Origin of the sequence: Pseudomonas ceruminis, from assembly GCF_021602025.1 — a bacterium.
Classification (GTDB): domain Bacteria; phylum Pseudomonadota; class Gammaproteobacteria; order Pseudomonadales; family Pseudomonadaceae; genus Aquipseudomonas; species Aquipseudomonas ceruminis.
On record NZ_BQHW01000023.1, the window covers coordinates 93,001 to 110,057 of the forward strand.

Annotated in this window: 15 protein-coding genes and 4 tRNA genes; 15 read left to right on the forward strand and 4 right to left on the reverse strand. The window is 64.0% G+C overall.

What is annotated here, in order from left to right; translation table 11 throughout:
• The first annotated feature begins 32 nt into the window (after positions 1 to 32).
• From L6D80_RS22895 to L6D80_RS22955, 13 genes are all read left to right on the forward strand, one after another.
• Positions 33 to 653, forward strand: coding sequence for a phosphoribosylanthranilate isomerase (locus L6D80_RS22895; protein ID WP_054902375.1), 621 nt, complete (start codon positions 33 to 35; stop codon positions 651 to 653).
• Positions 654 to 877: 224 nt separating this feature from the next.
• Positions 878 to 1,771: an acetyl-CoA carboxylase, carboxyltransferase subunit beta gene (gene accD, locus L6D80_RS22900; RefSeq protein ID WP_054902374.1), complete on the forward strand. Its 894-nt coding sequence runs from the start codon at positions 878 to 880 to the stop codon at positions 1,769 to 1,771.
• Complete coding sequence (gene folC, locus L6D80_RS22905; protein WP_176516836.1) at positions 1,771 to 3,057, forward strand: bifunctional tetrahydrofolate synthase/dihydrofolate synthase; 1,287 nt, start codon at positions 1,771 to 1,773, stop codon at positions 3,055 to 3,057. The genes accD and folC overlap by 1 nt, the downstream gene beginning before the upstream one ends.
• A gap of 4 nt (positions 3,058 to 3,061) precedes the next feature.
• Positions 3,062 to 3,727 (forward strand): SPOR domain-containing protein, encoded by a 666-nt coding sequence (locus L6D80_RS22910; RefSeq protein WP_176516838.1) that lies wholly within the window; start codon positions 3,062 to 3,064, stop codon positions 3,725 to 3,727.
• Positions 3,728 to 3,860: 133 nt separating this feature from the next.
• A complete protein-coding gene (locus L6D80_RS22915; protein WP_012313468.1) occupies positions 3,861 to 4,418 on the forward strand; it encodes a CvpA family protein in 558 nt (185 codons plus the stop codon).
• A 42-nt stretch (positions 4,419 to 4,460) separates the two neighbouring features.
• Positions 4,461 to 5,966 (forward strand): amidophosphoribosyltransferase, encoded by a 1,506-nt coding sequence (gene purF / locus L6D80_RS22920; RefSeq protein ID WP_054902371.1) that lies wholly within the window; start codon positions 4,461 to 4,463, stop codon positions 5,964 to 5,966.
• 16 nt (positions 5,967 to 5,982) lie between these two features.
• Entirely contained in the window at positions 5,983 to 7,194 is a 1,212-nt protein-coding gene (locus tag L6D80_RS22925) for an O-succinylhomoserine sulfhydrylase (RefSeq protein WP_054902370.1), read from the forward strand.
• Positions 7,191 to 7,964 (forward strand): SDR family oxidoreductase, encoded by a 774-nt coding sequence (locus L6D80_RS22930; protein WP_054902369.1) that lies wholly within the window; start codon positions 7,191 to 7,193, stop codon positions 7,962 to 7,964. The genes L6D80_RS22925 and L6D80_RS22930 overlap by 4 nt, the downstream gene beginning before the upstream one ends.
• 240 nt (positions 7,965 to 8,204) lie before the next feature.
• A tRNA-Val gene (locus tag L6D80_RS22935) sits at positions 8,205 to 8,280 on the forward strand.
• Between the two features lie 79 nt (positions 8,281 to 8,359).
• A tRNA-Asp gene (locus L6D80_RS22940) sits at positions 8,360 to 8,436 on the forward strand.
• 101 nt (positions 8,437 to 8,537) lie between these two features.
• Positions 8,538 to 8,614 (forward strand) — tRNA-Asp (locus L6D80_RS22945).
• Between the two features lie 140 nt (positions 8,615 to 8,754).
• Positions 8,755 to 8,831: transfer RNA gene (locus L6D80_RS22950), tRNA-Asp, on the forward strand.
• A 198-nt stretch (positions 8,832 to 9,029) separates the two neighbouring features.
• A complete protein-coding gene (locus L6D80_RS22955; RefSeq protein WP_176516840.1) occupies positions 9,030 to 9,869 on the forward strand; it encodes a DUF2242 domain-containing protein in 840 nt (279 codons plus the stop codon).
• Positions 9,870 to 10,131: 262 nt separating this feature from the next.
• Here the strand turns inward: L6D80_RS22955 and L6D80_RS22960 are convergent, their stop codons facing one another.
• Together L6D80_RS22960 and L6D80_RS22965 are read right to left on the reverse strand one after the other, a co-directional pair.
• Entirely contained in the window at positions 10,132 to 11,172 is a 1,041-nt protein-coding gene (locus L6D80_RS22960; RefSeq protein ID WP_054902367.1) for an AraC family transcriptional regulator, read from the reverse strand.
• Between the two features lie 4 nt (positions 11,173 to 11,176).
• Positions 11,177 to 12,295 carry a nitrilase-related carbon-nitrogen hydrolase gene (locus L6D80_RS22965; RefSeq protein ID WP_054902383.1) on the reverse strand — a complete coding sequence of 373 codons (1,119 nt, stop codon included), beginning with the start codon at positions 12,293 to 12,295 and terminating at the stop codon, positions 11,177 to 11,179.
• Between the two features lie 184 nt (positions 12,296 to 12,479).
• On the opposite strand from L6D80_RS22965, the gene L6D80_RS22970 reads away from it, so the two are divergent.
• Both L6D80_RS22970 and L6D80_RS22975 read left to right on the forward strand, forming a co-directional pair.
• Complete coding sequence (locus L6D80_RS22970) at positions 12,480 to 14,516, forward strand: NADPH-dependent 2,4-dienoyl-CoA reductase (RefSeq protein WP_176516842.1); 2,037 nt, start codon at positions 12,480 to 12,482, stop codon at positions 14,514 to 14,516.
• Between the two features lie 127 nt (positions 14,517 to 14,643).
• Complete coding sequence (locus tag L6D80_RS22975; protein ID WP_176516844.1) at positions 14,644 to 15,543, forward strand: 1-aminocyclopropane-1-carboxylate deaminase/D-cysteine desulfhydrase; 900 nt, start codon at positions 14,644 to 14,646, stop codon at positions 15,541 to 15,543.
• On the opposite strand, the gene L6D80_RS22980 is transcribed toward L6D80_RS22975, so the two are convergent.
• A complete protein-coding gene (locus L6D80_RS22980) occupies positions 15,534 to 16,079 on the reverse strand; it encodes a cytochrome b (protein ID WP_054902364.1) in 546 nt (181 codons plus the stop codon). The two genes, L6D80_RS22975 and L6D80_RS22980, sit on opposite strands and share 10 nt — an antisense overlap.
• Positions 16,080 to 16,216: 137 nt before the next feature.
• A partial coding sequence (locus L6D80_RS22985; protein ID WP_236183069.1) for a DUF1853 family protein occupies positions 16,217 to 17,057 on the reverse strand: 841 nt, incomplete at its 5' end.

Here is a 17,057-nt window from a genome sequence, read left to right on the forward strand (position 1 = left end):
CTCCTTCAGCACAACAGCAGGGTTCGTCGTTCATGAGCAACGTTCGCAGCAAGATCTGCGGGATTACCCGCATCGAAGACGCGCTAGCCGCCGCCGAGGCGGGGGCTGATGCCATCGGTTTTGTCTTCTATGCCAAGAGCCCGCGTGCCGTTGACGTACGCCAGGCGCGGGCGATCATTGCCGAGCTGCCACCGTTCGTGACCACCGTGGGCCTGTTCGTCAACGCCTCGCGTTGCGAGCTGAACGAGATCCTCGAGGTCGTGCCGCTGGACCTGCTACAGTTCCACGGCGACGAAACGCCGGCCGATTGCGAAGGTTATCACCGGCCCTGGATCAAGGCGCTGCGGGTGCGCCCGGGGGACGATATCGAGGCTGCTTGCCAGCGGTATTCCGGGGCCCGTGGCATGCTGCTCGACACCTACGTTGCCGGCGTTCCGGGTGGAACGGGTGAGGCGTTCGACTGGTCACTGGTACCGGCACGGCTGAGCAAGCCGATCATCCTCGCGGGCGGGTTGTCCGCAGCCAATGTCGGCCAGGCCATTGCCCAGGTGCGGCCGTACGCGGTGGATGTCAGCGGGGGGGTGGAGCAGGCCAAGGGCATCAAGGATGCGGCGAAGATCGAAGCCTTCATGCGCGCGGTGAAACAGGCGTGATGCCAGATGTGACGGCTGGCTGCGCGCCATCGTCCATAGCTATCGCAGCCCTGCGGGGCGGCACGCTGGCATGCCCGGCGGCCAGAGAACACATTGAAGACGGCGCGGTACGCAGGCAGCCCCTGTGGCCGATTCGTCATCGTTTCATAGAAGAATTTGAGCTCAAAGGGCAGGGCATGGCCGGCCAGACCGGTCCCCGCCCGCCAATACTGGAGAAATAAAGCATGAGCAACTGGTTAGTCGACAAACTGATCCCTTCGATCATGCGTTCCGAGGTGAAGAAGAGCTCGGTGCCAGAAGGCCTGTGGCACAAGTGCCCGGCCTGCGAGGCCGTGCTGTATCGTCCGGAGCTGGAAAAGACCCTGGATGTCTGCCCCAAGTGCAACCACCACATGCGCATCGGTGCGCGGGCGCGCATCGACATCTTCCTCGACGCGCAGGGCCGTGCTGAACTGGGCGCCGACCTGGAACCGGTCGACCGCTTGAAGTTCCGAGACGGCAAGAAGTACAAGGACCGCCTGGCCGGGGCCCAGAAGCAGACTGGCGAAAAGGACGCACTGATTTCCATGAGCGGTACCCTGATGGGCATGCCGATCGTGGTCAGCGCCTTCGAGTTCTCCTTCATGGGGGGCTCCATGGGTGCCATCGTCGGCGAGCGTTTTGTGCGCGCCGCCAACTACGCCCTGGAAAACCGCTGCCCGATGGTCTGTTTCTCGGCCTCCGGTGGCGCGCGTATGCAGGAAGCGCTGATTTCGCTGATGCAGATGGCCAAGACCTCGGCGGTGCTGGCGCGTCTGCGTGAAGAAGGTATCCCGTTCATCTCCGTGCTGACCGACCCGGTATACGGCGGGGTGTCCGCCAGCCTGGCGATGCTTGGCGATGTCATCGTCGGTGAACCGAAGGCGCTGATCGGCTTTGCCGGCCCGCGTGTCATCGAGCAGACCGTGCGTGAAAAACTGCCTGAAGGTTTCCAGCGCAGCGAGTTCCTGCTGGAACACGGCGCCATCGACCTGATCATTTCCCGTGGCGAGTTGCGCCCACGCCTGGCTCGCTTGCTGGCGCAGATGACTGGCCAGGAAACGCCTGAGCAGGCACGTGAGGCGGCTGCGGTCGCGTGATGAACGAAAGAACCCTGGGCGAATGGCTCGCCTACCTCGAGCAGTTGCACCCCTCGGCCATCGACATGGGCCTGGAGCGCTCGCAAAAGGTGCTTGCCCGCTTGGCGCTGGGCAAACTGGCGCCGCGTGTGGTAACGGTTACCGGCACCAATGGCAAGGGCTCGACCTGCGCCTTCGTGGCGTCGATGCTGCGTGCCCAGGGGCTCAGAGTCGGCGTGTACAGCTCGCCACATTTGCTGCGCTACAACGAGCGGGTGCTGATCGACGGCCAGGAGGCCAGCGATGAGCGCCTGTGCGAAGCGTTCGCTGCCGTGGAGGCGGCGCGCGGCGAGGTTTCCCTGACCTATTTCGAGATGGGCACCCTGGCCGCGTTCTGGTTGTTCTATCAGTCGCAACTGGATGCCGTGGTGCTGGAAGTGGGCCTGGGTGGCCGCCTGGATACCGTGAACGTGGTCGATGCCGACCTGGCGCTGGTCACCAGCATTGGCGTCGACCATGTCGATTACCTGGGTGATACCCGCGAGCAGGTGGCCTTCGAGAAAGCCGGTATCTTCCGTCCGGGCAAGCCTGCGCTGTGTGGCGACCTCGATCCTCCTCAGCCGCTGCTGGACAAGGCCCGAGAGTTGGCTGCGCCTTTGTACCTGCGGGGCCGTGACTTCGACCTGGTCAGCGCCGACGGTGTCTGGCACTGGCGGGGGACGACCCTTGAAGGTGCGCTGGTAGAGCTGCGTGACCTGCCCTTGCTCGACCTGCCGATGGAAAACGCCACCCTGGCCTTGCAGGCCTACCTGCTGATGGGCCTGCCATGGGAGGCCGGGCAGTTGTGCCAGGCATTGCTCGATACCCGTATTACCGGGCGCCTGGATCGTCGCGTGGTGGCCTGGCAAGGCACGCCCGTGGAGCTGCTGCTGGATGTGGGGCACAACCCCCATGCGGCCGACTACCTGGCGCGCCGCTTGGCGGCGCGTGAGCTCAAGGGCCGTCGCCTGGCGGTCTTCGGCCTGCTCGCCGACAAGGACCTGGACGGCGTCATCGCGCCGCTGCAGGGGTTGGTCGACGATTGGGCAGTTGCGCCGCTGGCCACGCCCCGCAGTCGTCCGGCGGCCGAGCTGGCGGGCGCGTTGACGAACCTTGGCGCCGCCGTGAAGTCTTATGCCAGTGTTGAAGCCGCTCTGCAGGCGCAGTGCGCACAGGCGACGGCGGATGACCAGATCCTGTTGTTCGGTTCGTTTTTCTGTGTCGCCCAGGCCCTGGAGTGGCTGGAGCGGCAGGCCCTGGAGGGGTGAGTAGATGGCAGTGCTGGATAAAGGGATGAAACAGCGCATGGTGGGTGCGTTGGTGCTGGTGGCGCTGGCGGTGATCTTCCTGCCGATGCTGTTCACCCGCGAGGACGAGATGCGTCAGGTACGCGTCGAAGCCCCGCAGGCACCGGCCATGCCGAGCCTGCCGGAGGTCAAGGTGGACCCGGTTGTGGTGCCCGAGCCCCAGCCGCTGCCGGAGGAACCTCAACAACCGCCGGTGGTGGTCAACGAGTCCAGTGCCCCGGTCGCCACGCCAAGCCAGCCAATCAGCCCCTCGCCGCAGACGCAGGCTCAGCCTCGGCAACAGGCGCCGGTGGCAACGCCGGCACCCGCGCCCAAGGCTGAAACCCGCGCCTCGGCCACTCCCGCACCGGCAGCGACGGCCAGCGCACCGTCGAAGATCGATACCAACGGGTTGCCGGTGAGCTGGTCGATCCAGCTGGCCAGCCTGTCCAACCGCGCAGGTGCCGAAAGCTTGCAGAAAACCCTGCGCAGCCAGGGTTACAACGCCTACATCCGTTCGGCCGGAGGCATGAACCGGGTGTATGTCGGGCCTTTGATCGAGCGTGCCGAGGCCGAGCGCCTGCGCGACACCATCAACCGGCAGCAGAACCTCAAGGGCTTCGTGGTGCGCTTCCAGCCGGAACGCGGTTGATTCAAGGGTTGCCTTGTGGCTCATTGACGGGCTTGCCCGTAAATGAGCCACTGCTAATCGGCCTGACATTCCGCTTACTCCCGGCCCATCGCTCTGGTAAAATGCGCCGCCTCAAACGTCTGCAGGCAGCACCGTGGCATTTACCTGGGTTGATTGGGCGATCATCGCGATCATCGCCGTCTCCACACTGATCAGTCTCAAGCGCGGCTTCGTCAAGGAAGCCTTGTCCCTGCTCATCTGGATCATTGCCGGGGCGGTTGCCTGGATGTTCGGCGGGTCGCTCTCGGTGTACCTTGAAAGCTATATCCAGACCCCGTCGATGCGCATCATCGCCGGCTGCGCCATTCTTTTCGTCGCCACCTTGCTGGTGGGCGCCATGGTCAACTTCCTTGTTGGCGAACTGATTCGCGTGACCGGGCTGTCCGGCACCGATCGTTTTCTCGGCATGGCCTTCGGCGCCGCGCGCGGGGCCTTGCTGGTGGTGGTGGCCATTGGGCTGCTGAGCCTGGGGCCAGTGCAACAAGATACCTGGTGGCAGGAATCGCGCCTGATACCACAATTTCTATTGGTCGCTGATTGGTCGAAAAACCTGATCCTGGGTTTCACCAGCCAGTGGATGTCCAGTGGTGTGATCAGCACTCCGGCTGATCTCCCGTTCAAGGAACAGTTGCTCGGGCCCGCAAAGCCTTGAGCGCTATTCACTCAAGTTTCATCAAAGTAGGGGTTGCGTCGCATGTGTGGCATCGTCGGTATCGTCGGTAAGTCGAACGTCAATCAGGCGCTGTATGACGCGCTTACGGTCCTCCAGCACCGCGGCCAGGACGCTGCCGGTATCGTGACCAGCCACGACGGCCGGTTGTTCCTGCGCAAGGATAATGGCCTGGTGCGCGATGTCTTCCAGCAGCGCCACATGCAGCGCCTGGTTGGCCACATGGGTATCGGCCACGTGCGCTACCCGACCGCGGGCAGCTCGACCTCGGCCGAGGCCCAGCCGTTCTACGTCAACTCGCCGTATGGCATCACCCTGGCGCACAACGGCAACCTGACCAACGTCGAGCAGTTGGCCAAAGAGATCTACGAGTCCGACCTGCGTCATGTCAACACCAACTCCGACTCGGAAGTGCTGCTGAACGTGTTCGCCCATGAGTTGGCGGTGCGCGGCAAGCTGCAGCCGACCGAAGACGACGTGTTTGCCGCGGTGTCCCACGTGCATAGCCGCTGTGTTGGCGGTTATGCGGTGGTGGCGATGATCACCGGTTACGGTATCGTCGGCTTCCGTGACCCCAACGGCATTCGCCCGGTGGTGTTCGGCCAGCGCCACACCGACGAAGGCGTGGAATACATGATCGCCTCGGAAAGCGTGGCCCTGGACGTGCTCGGCTTCACCTTGATCCGCGACCTGGCACCGGGCGAAGCGGTATACATCACCGAAGAAGGCCAGCTGTACACCAAGCAGTGCGCCGAAAGCCCGAAACTGCAGCCGTGCATCTTCGAGCACGTCTATCTGGCCCGCCCGGACTCGATCATGGACGGGGTGTCGGTGTACAAGGCGCGCCTGCGCATGGGCGAGAAGCTGGCCGAGAAGATCCAGCGCGAGCGCCCGGACCACGACATCGATGTGGTCATCCCGATTCCGGACACCAGCCGTACCGCGGCCCTGGAACTGGCCAACCACCTGGGCGTCAAGTTCCGCGAAGGCTTCGTCAAGAACCGCTACATCGGCCGTACCTTCATCATGCCCGGCCAGGCTGCGCGCAAGAAGTCGGTACGCCAGAAGCTCAACGCCATCGAGCTGGAATTCCGCGGCAAGAACGTGATGCTGGTCGACGACTCGATCGTGCGCGGCACCACCTGCAAGCAGATCATCCAGATGGCCCGTGAAGCCGGCGCGAAAAACGTCTACTTCTGCTCTGCGGCCCCTGCGGTGCGCTACCCCAACGTCTACGGCATCGACATGCCGAGCGCTCACGAACTGATCGCCCACAACCGTACCACCGAACAGGTGGCCGAGTTGATCGGCGCCGACTGGCTGGTCTACCAGGACCTGCCAGACCTGATCGAATCGGTCGGTGGCGGCAAGATCAAGATCGAGCACTTTGATTGCGCGGTGTTCAACGGTGAATACGTCACCGGCGACATCGACGAAGCCTACCTCGACCGTATCGAGCAGGCCCGTAACGACTTGGCCAAGGTGAAGAACCAGGCTGTCAGCGCGATCATCGACCTCTACAACAACTGATTTAGGGAGCGACGGCATGACGGATCAATGGGATGCCGGTCGACTGGACAGTGACCTCGAGGGTGTCGGTTTCGACACCCTGGCGGTGCGTGCCGGTCAGAACCGTACACCGGAGGGTGAGCACAGCGAAGCGCTGTTCCTGACCTCCAGCTATGTCTTCCGCACAGCGGCTGATGCAGCCGCGCGCTTTGCGGGCGAAACACCGGGCAACGTCTATTCGCGCTACACCAACCCGACCGTGCGTGCCTTCGAGGAGCGCCTGGCGGCCATGGAAGGTGCCGAGCAGGCCGTGGCGACGTCCACCGGCATGGCGGCGATCCTCGCCGTGGTCATGTCGCTGTGCAGCGCTGGCGACCATGTGCTGGTATCGCAGAGCGTGTTCGGCTCGACCATCAGCCTGTTCGAGAAGTACTTCAAGCGCTTCGGCGTCCAGGTTGACTACGTACCATTGGTCGACCTGGCGGGCTGGGAAAAGGCCATCAAGGCCAATACCAAGCTGCTGGTCGTCGAGTCGCCGTCCAACCCGTTGGCCGAACTGGTGGATATCACGGCCCTCAGCGAGATCGCCCACGCCCGTGGTGCCATGCTGGTGGTGGATAACTGCTTCAGCACGCCGGCGTTGCAGCAGCCGCTCAAGCTCGGCGCTGACATCGTGTTCCACTCGGCAACCAAGTTCATTGACGGCCAGGGCCGTTGCATGGGCGGTGTGGTGGCCGGGCGTAGCGAGCAGATGAAGGAAGTGGTCGGCTTCCTGCGGACCGCCGGCCCGACCCTGAGCCCATTCAACGCCTGGATCTTCACCAAGGGTCTGGAAACCCTCAAGCTGCGTATGCGTGCCCACTGCGAGAGCGCCCAGGCACTGGCCCAGTGGCTGGAGCAGCAGGATGGTGTGGAAAAGGTGCATTACGCCGGCCTGCCGAGCCACCCGCAACATGAATTGGCCAAGCGCCAAATGAGCGGTTTCGGCGCCGTGGTCAGTTTCGAGGTCAAGGGGGGCAAGGAGGGCGCCTGGCGCTTCATCGATGCTACCCGGGTGATTTCGATCACCACCAACCTGGGCGACAGCAAGACCACCATCGCACACCCGGCCACCACCTCCCATGGGCGCCTGACGCCGCAGGAGCGTGAAGCGGCGGGTATTCGCGACAGCCTGATCCGCGTAGCCGTGGGTCTGGAAGACGTGGCCGACCTGCAAGCTGACCTGGCGCGTGGGCTGGCAGCGCTGTGATCGACTGGAAGGGTGGCGGGCCGGGCCATAACGGCCGGGTAGCCCTGGTAACCGGTGCCGCACGCGGCATCGGCCTGGGCATCGCTGCCTGGTTGATCTGCGAAGGCTGGCAGGTGGTGCTCAGCGACCTTGACCGCCCGCGCGGTGCCAAGGTGGCCAAGGCGCTGGGCGATAACGCCTGGTTCATCACCATGGATGTGGCCGATGAAGCACAGGTCAGTGCCGGGGTGTCCGAAGTGCTCGGGCAGTTTGGTCGGCTGGACGCGCTGGTGTGCAACGCGGCTATCGCCAATCCGCACAACCAGACCCTGGAGAGCTTGAGCCTGGCGCAATGGAACCGGGTGCTGGCGGTCAACCTCAACGGCCCCATGCTGTTGGCCAAGCATTGTGCGCCGTACCTGCGCGCACACAATGGTGCCATCGTCAACCTCACCTCCACCCGTGCCCGGCAGTCCGAACCGGACACCGAAGCCTACGCGGCGAGCAAGGGCGGCCTGGTGGCGCTGACCCATGCCCTGGCCATGAGCCTGGGCCCGGAGATCCGTGTCAATGCGGTAAGCCCTGGCTGGATCGATGCGCGTGATCCTTCCCAGCGCCGTGCCGAGCCGTTGACCGAAGCCGACCATGCCCAGCATCCAACCGGCAGGGTAGGGACGGTGGAGGACGTGGCGGCCATGGTGGCATGGCTCCTGTCGCGCCAGGCAGCATTCGTCACCGGCCAGGAGTTCGTGGTCGATGGTGGCATGACCCGTAAGATGATTTACACCTGAACCTGAGCGACGCGCTGTAAGCTGCAAATGACAAGAAGGGACCGCCAGGTCCCTTCGTCATTTGCAGGGTTGGGAAATCGAACAGGCGACACCTGGCTTTTTCTGACCGCCGAAAGCCTGAGGCGCGTAGTGACTTTTTTGCCCTTTTTTAAAAAAATTCAACAGGGGTATTGACTTAGCATCGGTACCTGCGTAAATTTCGCGGCCTCAGCGAAGCAAACGCAACAAGCAACATCGCGGGGGTGATTAGCTCAGCCGGGAGAGCATCTGCCTTACAAGCAGAGGGTCGGCGGTTCGATCCCGTCATCACCCACCACTTCCTGAGAGTTCCTGGCGCAGGACGCTTCGAAAGAAGCTGATGCCAGAGAGGAACAAGGCCTAGTAAGCCACTATGCGCAGCGGTAGTTCAGTCGGTTAGAATACCGGCCTGTCACGCCGGGGGTCGCGGGTTCGAGTCCCGTCCGCTGCGCCACTTTCAAGTAACAGATGGGTGCTTTGCACCGGTATGAAGCCAAAAGGCAAATAAGCCTGAGGCTGATCCCAGTTTCAATCGGGCGCAAGCCTGAACGATACGCAGCGGTAGTTCAGTCGGTTAGAATACCGGCCTGTCACGCCGGGGGTCGCGGGTTCGAGTCCCGTCCGCTGCGCCATCTTCGTTTCGAGGCCCTTGAACTCCTCGAAGCAACCACAAAGAGAGCGATCATCGTGTCGCTTTTTTTGTGCCTGCCCTGAGGCCTTAGTGCCGGAAGGGTAGCCCCAGGTTTCAACCGGGCGCAAGCCCGAGCGATACGCAGCGGTAGTTCAGTCGGTTAGAATACCGGCCTGTCACGCCGGGGGTCGCGGGTTCGAGTCCCGTCCGCTGCGCCATCTTCGCCTCGAGGCCTTGAACTCCTCGAAGCAACGTGAAAAGCGACCTTAGGGTCGCTTTTTTCGTTTCTGCGTCCTGTCATCGTGCGGTAGGAGCCAGCTTTACACCAAGCTGACACACTCTTCACTGATGAACGGTTTCAGTGTCCGTGCGCTGTGATGCACAATAGGCACCTCTCGACTTTCCCGGAATTCGCAATGACCAGATCATCCGTCTTTGGTGCGCTCGGGCTGGCCCTGGTGCTGGCGGGCTTGTCCGGTTGCTCTTCGAAAAAAACCGCCATCTACGAGCACGAAAACTTCGACGACTCCGGGACGTTCTCCCGCAGTTTCCCGGTGAGTGATGCCGGCTCGTGCGAGGCTGCCCGGCGCGCGCTGCTGAGCCAGGGTTACATCATCACCAGCAGTGGCCCGAGCCAGATCGCCGGTAACAAGAGCTTCCAGCAAAACAGCGAAAACCACCTGCAAATCAGCTTCAGCGTGACCTGTGCACCGGACAGCAGTGACGAGCAGCGCTCGACGATGTTCGCCAATGCCCTGCAGGACCGTTACGCCCTGAAAAAGTCCAATACCTCGGCCAGCCTCGGCGTAGGGGTACTGGGTTCGGTATCGATGCCGATCGGCTCCAGCGATGACTCCATGGTCAAGGTCGCGAGCGAGACGGTGACTGCGCCGCAGTTTTACGAACGGTACTTTGCCCTGGTCGAGAGCTACCTGCCGAAACCGAGAAAGGTCAGCAAGGCCAAGGCTGAGGCGCCTGCGCCGAAGGTCGAAAAACCCGCGCCTGATCTTGGGCTGCCGGAACAGGTCTCCGCGGCACCTGTCGCTGCCCCTGCAGTTGCCCCAGCAGCATTGGCTGCTCCTGCCCCCGTTCCTGCACCGGCGCCTGCGGTAGCCTCACCGGCAAACGAAGCGGCCATAGCGCCAGCAGTGGATGACAGCCAGGGGTCAAAGCCCGTAGCACCGCCGGCCGCACCCGCGCCCATTCAGGTGCAGCAAGAGCCGCAGCCCGCCGAAGGCGCACCGCCGGCCCAGTGAACGGCTGGCAGTGCGCTGGCCCGCTAGCGGGTTTCATTCGCTGTTACAGATCAACGGCAATAATGTCCAGAACACCTGCTACGTTTACCACTCATACGCTTGTCATCATGCCTTCATCCAACCTGCCTAGGTTGAAGGCATGACCTTACGAAGAACATGAGTGAAGAGGACGCAGGGCAATGGACGACTATCAGGAAGAGCTGCTCGAATACCAGGCCTATGAGCTGGACACCCCAGAACCTGCTGACGATGCCACCGAGCTTTAACCCGCCTGCCGCTGGCTGCGGCGAAACTCCCCTGGCGTAAGGCCTGTCCAGCGCTTGAATGCGCGCTGGAAGGCTTCTGCCGATGCGAACCCCAACAAATAGGCGATCTCGCCAAAGGCCAGTTCCGTATCACGGATGTAGGTTTCGGCCAGGTCGCGTCGGGTATCGTTGAGCAGGCTGCGAAAGCGCGTGCCTTCTTCTGCCAGTTTGCGCCGCAAGGTCCACGTGGGCAGTTGCAGGTGCAGCGCCACTTCTTCCAGATCAGGTTCGCGGCCACCGTTGAGCAAGGGCCCCAGCAGGTGCGTGATGCGTTCGCCCAGGCTACGCACCCGCGTGCGTTGAAGCAGTTCTGCTTCGCACAGTTGCAGCAGATGCTGCCAGGTACTGGGGCAATGCTGAGGGTTGCTCAGCGCCAGCGTTGCACGGCTCAGGCGCAGTTGGTTGGCACTGGCGCCAAATTGCACTGCAGTGCTGCACAAGGGCTGGTACTGGGCGGCATAAGAGGGGGGCTGGAATTCGATCTCCAGGCGTTCCGCCTGCAAGGCAACACCGGCCAGAGCCGCAAGTTGGGCCAGCCAGCCGCTCAGCAGCGAGTCGACCACAAAGCGGTTGTAGGCGTTGTAGGGGCTGATCGAGTAGAAGCGCAGCCAAGCCCCCTGGGCATCTTCCTGAAAGCTTGAATGGCCGCGGTAGTTGGCAGCGTACAGCGGCTCGAAACGCAACAGCGTGCGTGCAGCTTCGCCCAAGGTAGGGGCCTGGGCCGCCGTGATACCTGCAAGGCCGGCGTGGGCCAGCCGGCTGAGGCGTCCCATGTGTAAACCAAGAGCGGGCTCCCCGCACAGTTCAATGGCCGCATGGCCAAGGTGCATGTAACGGGGTATCGACAGGCGCGCACTGGCTTCGGCCAGGCGGGGCGCGTCCAGCCCATAGCGGCGCAACAACGGTGATGGGTCATGGCCCAGGCCGCGCAGCGCCTCGGCCAGGGGCTGAACGAAACCGACCGACAGATCGCCCAGGCGCATGCGGGGGCGGGCCATGCGCTTATAACCACACGTTCAGCAGACGTGCGCCGTGGCTCGGCGGCCCGGCCAGTAACTCGCCCGCCTGGAGGGCAAAGCCCTGGCCGTCGCTGCCCTGTTCCCAGAACTGGCCACGCATGAATACGCTCATGCTGCTGACGCCTTCGCCAGCGGCCTGGGTAAGGCGTTGCCAGGCCGTCTGCTCGCTAACCTCGCCCCGCTGCAGGGCCAGCTCGGCGGCGGCGTCCTGATGGCGGTTGCCACGCCACGGCGCCTCCCAGCTGCCTTTGCCGCTGAGAAATACAGGGTTGGCGATCAACTGCACCTGTTGCCGTTGCAACTGCTGGTGGTTTTCCGGGTACCAGCTGTCGCTGCCAATCAATACACCCAGGCGCCCTGCAGGGGTCTGCAGGACCTGAAGCGGTTGCTGGCGGCCGTCATGGATAAAGCGGCGCACTTCGCTGTCGGGAAACTGTTGGCGCTGGGGCTGGCCCAGTAACGAACCGTCACCGGCAAACACCAGGCTGCTGTTGAACAACGGGCCGCTGCCAGCGTGCAGCACACCTTGTTCGACGTAGGGGGCGGGCAGCACGATGGAACCGGCCACCAGGGTCACGCCGAACTCGCGGGCCAAGCCGCCGAACAGCTGTTGGTAATCGCTGGCCATCTGCTGGGCTTTCATGCGCAAGTGGGCGTCGGCGCGGCGGTCATCGCCGCTGGCGCGCAACATGGCCAAGCCATAGCGCAGCGGGTTGCTCAGTTCCAGCCATTGCTCGGCTTCACGGCTGCGGGTGACCTGGTACAGCTCGTTTTTTTCACCACGGGCCCACAGCCAGGTACCGATGTGCTCGGGCAGCACCACGACCGTGCGTGGGCCGATCAGGCCTTGGGCACGCGCCTGTTCCAGGTAGGCCGAGAGCTTGCGGTGCAGACGGTGCAGGTTCTGGTAGTCGCTGGGGTACAGCAGTGGCTCGACGCCCAGCAGGTTGCCCTGCTCGCCGGGCACGCCATGGTTGAGCGCCAGTTCGATGCGCAGGTCGGAAAGGTAGTGGCCTTCCGGGCGCTGCTGGGTCCAGAAGCCATAGCCGCAGAGGGCGGCGATCATTACCAGCGCCAGGGCGCTTGCCAAAAGTTTTCGCATGAAGCGGTACAGCGCCTTGGGGAACGAGGTTCCTAGGGTAGACCTGCTGTGCGGGAGGATCAATAAGTTGTCAGTTTCGATCATTGAGCGCATTCAAACGGCTGTTTAATGTCGGTGGCAGACAAACGACGGGGCCCGCTGAGGCTTCCGCATTCCGTGATCACGCCACCTGGGGAACCGTTCCATGGCTGCCAACCGTTATCCGCACTTGCTGGCCCCGCTTGACCTGGGCTTCACCACGTTGCGCAACCGTACCTTGATGGGTTCGATGCACACCGGCCTGGAAGAACGCCCTGGTGGCTTCGAGCGCATGGCGGCGTACTTTGCCGAGCGTGCCCGCGGCGGCGTCGGCCTGATGGTCACAGGCGGTATCGCGCCCAACGATGAAGGCGGTGTGTATTCCGGCGCGGCCAAGCTCAGCACCGAGGAAGAAGCGGCCAAGCACCGCATCGTCACCGAGGCCGTGCATGCCGCAGGCGGCAAGATCTGCCTGCAGATCCTGCATGCCGGGCGATATGCCTATAGCCCGCGGCAGGTAGCGCCCAGCGCGATTCAGGCACCCATCAACCCGTTCAAACCCAAGGAACTGGACGAGGCGGGTATCGAGAAGCAGATCGCCGACTTCGTCCATTGTGCCGTGCTGGCCCAGCGCGCCGGCTACGATGGCGTCGAGGTCATGGGGTCGGAAGGCTACTTCATCAACCAGTTCCTCGCCGCCCATACCAACCACCGTACCGACCGCTGGGGCGGCAGCTACGAGAACCGCATGCGCCTGGCCGTGGACATCGTCAGCCGCGTGCGGGACGCGGTGGGGCCGAATTTCATCATCATCTTCCGCCTGTCCATGCTCGACCTGGTCGAGGGGGGGAGCACCTGGGAGGAGATCGAGCTGTTGGCCAAGGCCATCGAGCGGGCCGGTGCGACGCTTATCAACACCGGTATCGGCTGGCATGAGGCGCGCATCCCGACCATCGCCACCAAGGTGCCGCGGGCTGCGTTCAGCAAAGTCACGGCCAAGCTGCGGGGCGCCGTGAGCATTCCGCTGATCACCACCAACCGTATCAATACCCCGGAAGTGGCCGAACAGGTGCTGGCCGAGGGTGATGCCGACATGGTGTCGATGGCACGGCCGTTCCTGGCCGACCCGGACTTCGTCAACAAGGCGGCGGCAGGGCGAGGCGACGAAATCAACACCTGCATCGGCTGCAACCAGGCGTGCCTGGACCATACCTTCGGCGGCAAGCTGACCAGTTGCCTGGTCAACCCGCGCGCCTGCCACGAGACCGAGCTTAATTACCTGCCGGTGCAGGCGGTGAAGCGCATTGCCGTGGTTGGCGCGGGTCCCGCAGGCCTGGCAGCGGCCACCGTGGCGGCAGAGCGCGGGCATGAGGTCACCCTGTTCGACGCCGCAGGCGAAATCGGCGGGCAGTTCAACGTCGCCAAGCGGGTGCCGGGCAAGGAAGAGTTCTTCGAGACCCTGCGCTATTTCCGCAACAAGGTGGACCGCACCGGTGTCGACCTGCGCCTTGATACCCGGGTCGATGTACCGGCGCTGGTGGCGGGTGGTTTCGATGAAATTGTCTTGGCCACCGGCATCGCGCCGCGTACACCGGCCATCCCCGGTATCGACAATGCCAAGGTGCTCAGCTACCTGGACGTGTTGCTCGAGCGCAAGCCGGTCGGCGAGGCGGTTGCGGTCATCGGTGCCGGCGGCATCGGCTTCGATGTCTCGGAGTACCTGGTGCACGAGGGCGTGGCGACCAGCCAGGACCGCGACGCGTTCTGGAAGGAATGGGGCATCGATACCCAGCTTGAAGCGCGTGGCGGGGTGGCGGGCATCAAGGCCCAGCCGCACCCGCCGGCGCGGCAGGTATACCTGTTGCAGCGCAAGACGTCCAAGGTCGGTGACGGCCTGGGCAAGACCACCGGCTGGATCCACCGTACCGGGCTCAAGAACAAGCAGGTGCAGATGCTCAACGGCGTCCAATACCTGGGCATCGATGAGGCGGGCCTGCACATTCGTGTCGGCGAGGGCGAGCCGCAGGTGCTGGCAGTGGACAACGTGGTGATCTGCGCCGGGCAGGAGCCGCTGCGTGAACTGCATGACGGGTTGGTGGCAGCGGGGCAATCGGTACACCTGATCGGGGGCGCGGATGTGGCGGCGGAGCTGGATGCCAAGCGTGCGATCGATCAAGGCTCGCGACTGGCAGCAGCGCTTTGAGATAGTCAGGGGCAAGCCCGCTCCGACAGGTACGCCACTGCCCTTGAAATGGGTGGCGCACCTGCAGGCGCGGGCTTGGACCGGGCTTTCACTGGTAAACTGATGCCTTCGCATCAGGCGTTGAACCATGTCTACCCGCTTCCATGACCTTCCTCAGGCCCCTCTACAGCGCCTCGAGCTACCCTGGCTGACAAGCGCCAAGGTTGAAGCCGCCATCCTGCGCCTGGACCTGATTGACCCGCTGATCAGCGGCAACAAATGGTTCAAGCTGCGTCACCACCTTCTGCACGCTCATGAAGCAGGCGCCCCCGGGCTGATCAGCCTCGGCGGTAACCACTCCAACCACCTCCATGCCCTGGCCGCTGCCGGCAAACGCTTCGGTTTCGCCACTGCAGGCCTGTTGCGCGGGCACCCTCAGGACACCTCCACGGTGCGTGACCTCCAGGCGCTGGGCATGGACCTGCACTGGCTGGGTTACGGCGGCTACCGCGCCCGCCACGAAGCCCGCTTCTGGGAGCCCTGGCAGGCGCGCTACCCCGGCTGGCACTGCATTCCCGAAGGCGGTGGAGGCTTTGCCGGGGCGCAGGGGTGTGCATTGATCGTCGAGCAGGCGCGGGCACAACTGGCGACGCTGGGCTGGCCCGACTATCACGCCTGGTGGCTGGCTGCCGGCACTGGCACCACCCTGGCTGGCCTGGTGCTCGCCGAGGCGGGCAGGCATGCGGTGCATGGCGCCCTGGCGGTGCCATTGGATCATGGTGTACCTGAGGCGGTGGCACGGCTGGCGGGTACTGGCGGCTACCAGCTGCATGAGGCTTGCCGCGGCGGCTTCGCCAAGGTCGATGCGCATCTGCTGGGTTTTATCGACGCTGTCGAATGCCGCAGCGGCATCCCGTTAGAGGCACTCTATACCGGCAAAGCCCTGCTGGCCCTGCATGAGCGAGTGCACGCCGGGCTGTTCGCGCCCGGCACGCGGCTGATTTTCCTTCATACCGGTGGCCTGCAGGGCCGGCGCGGTTACTTGTAGGGCAGCATGCGCAGCAGCGTGTTGTCGCGCTGCACGTAATGGTGGTAAAGCCCAGCCAGTGCGTGCAGGCCGATCAGCCAGTAACCCCAGGTAGCCACCCGCTCATGCCAGCCTTTGATGAACTTGGCCTGGTCCGGATCCGGGCCGATCAGGTGTGGCAGTTCCAAACCATAGAACGGCACGGGCTTGTCGGCGGCGCTGAGGATCAGCCAACCGGCGAGCGGCAGACCGATCATCAGCAGGTACAAGGCCAGGTGCATCAGGTGGGCGAGGCCGGTCTGCCAGGCGGGTGGCTTGGGCATGATCGGCGGCGCAGGGCGAATCAGGCGTACGGCCAGGCGTAGCCACACCAGCACGAATACGCTCAGGCCGAGCATGAAGTGCAAGTCCTTCATCAGGTTGCGCTCGGCGCTGTCTTTGGGGAACAGGCCGCGAAACTCCATGCAGGCATAGACGGCGGCCAGCAGCACCAGCATCAGCCAATGCAAGGCGATGGACAGGCGCGAGTAATGAATCGCAGGGGTGGATGAAACCATGGGGGTTCCTCGTCATCAGGTCGGGGTGGCGCTCTTGGCGGCGCTCACTGCTAACTCTAACCGCTGATTGTGATAATGCTTTGCTCCAGGTCGTGGTATTGCGTCATCTGCATCGGCGCCGACCCGGGCAAGCACACCTAGTCACTGGCCAGGTGCGGCCAGCTATTCGCCACCAGAAACACGCGCTCGCCCTCGTGCCAGGCGTTATCCGAGCCTGGCTCCAGCCTGACCAGCATCTGCGCTGGCGCATGCGGCGCCAGCAACTGCAACCACGCTGCGAACTGCTGCGCCGCCCAGCACGCATCTGCCTCGACCCGAGCCGGCGCCAGCCAGGCCTGGCGAGGCAGGGGCTGCCAGCGTTCACCCGCGGCAATTGACCAATCCCGCCGCCTAACCCAGCGCCCCCGCAGGTGCAGCGGATTGGCGCCCTCGGGCGGGGCAGCATGCCCTGGCCAGGGATAGAACAGATAACCCGCAAGCCACAGATGGGCCTGCACCTGCTGCACGCCCACCCTGGCCAGCGCCTCGCGGCTCTGCGCGTCACTGGACATGGGCAGCTGATGCCCCGCCACGTGCGCCAGCTTGCTGCCCAACCGGTCGTGGCAGCCCGGTCCGAGCCACTGCGCCGGGTCACTCCCTGAGGCGTGCGTTGGCCCCAGGTACAGCTTGATCGCCAGTTCCAGGTGGTGCGTGCCGTCCCGGTCGCGCAGCAGGATATCCAGCTCGCCCAGGGTCCGTGCGCTGGAGCGGATCGCCAGGTTGGCCGCCAGCAGTTCGATCCCGGGTGCCTGGCCGAGGGCGAATTGCCACAGCCCTTCGTAGTACAGGCCCAGGCGCCGGCTGGTGATTTTCGCCAGCCAGTCACGCAAGGGCTGGTCGTCGCTGTCCAGAGCCTGCAACCAGTCCACCAGCCGTTGCGGGTCATCCGCCCACGCGCTGCCTGTCAGCGGGTGGGCGGATGACCCGCAACGGCTGGTG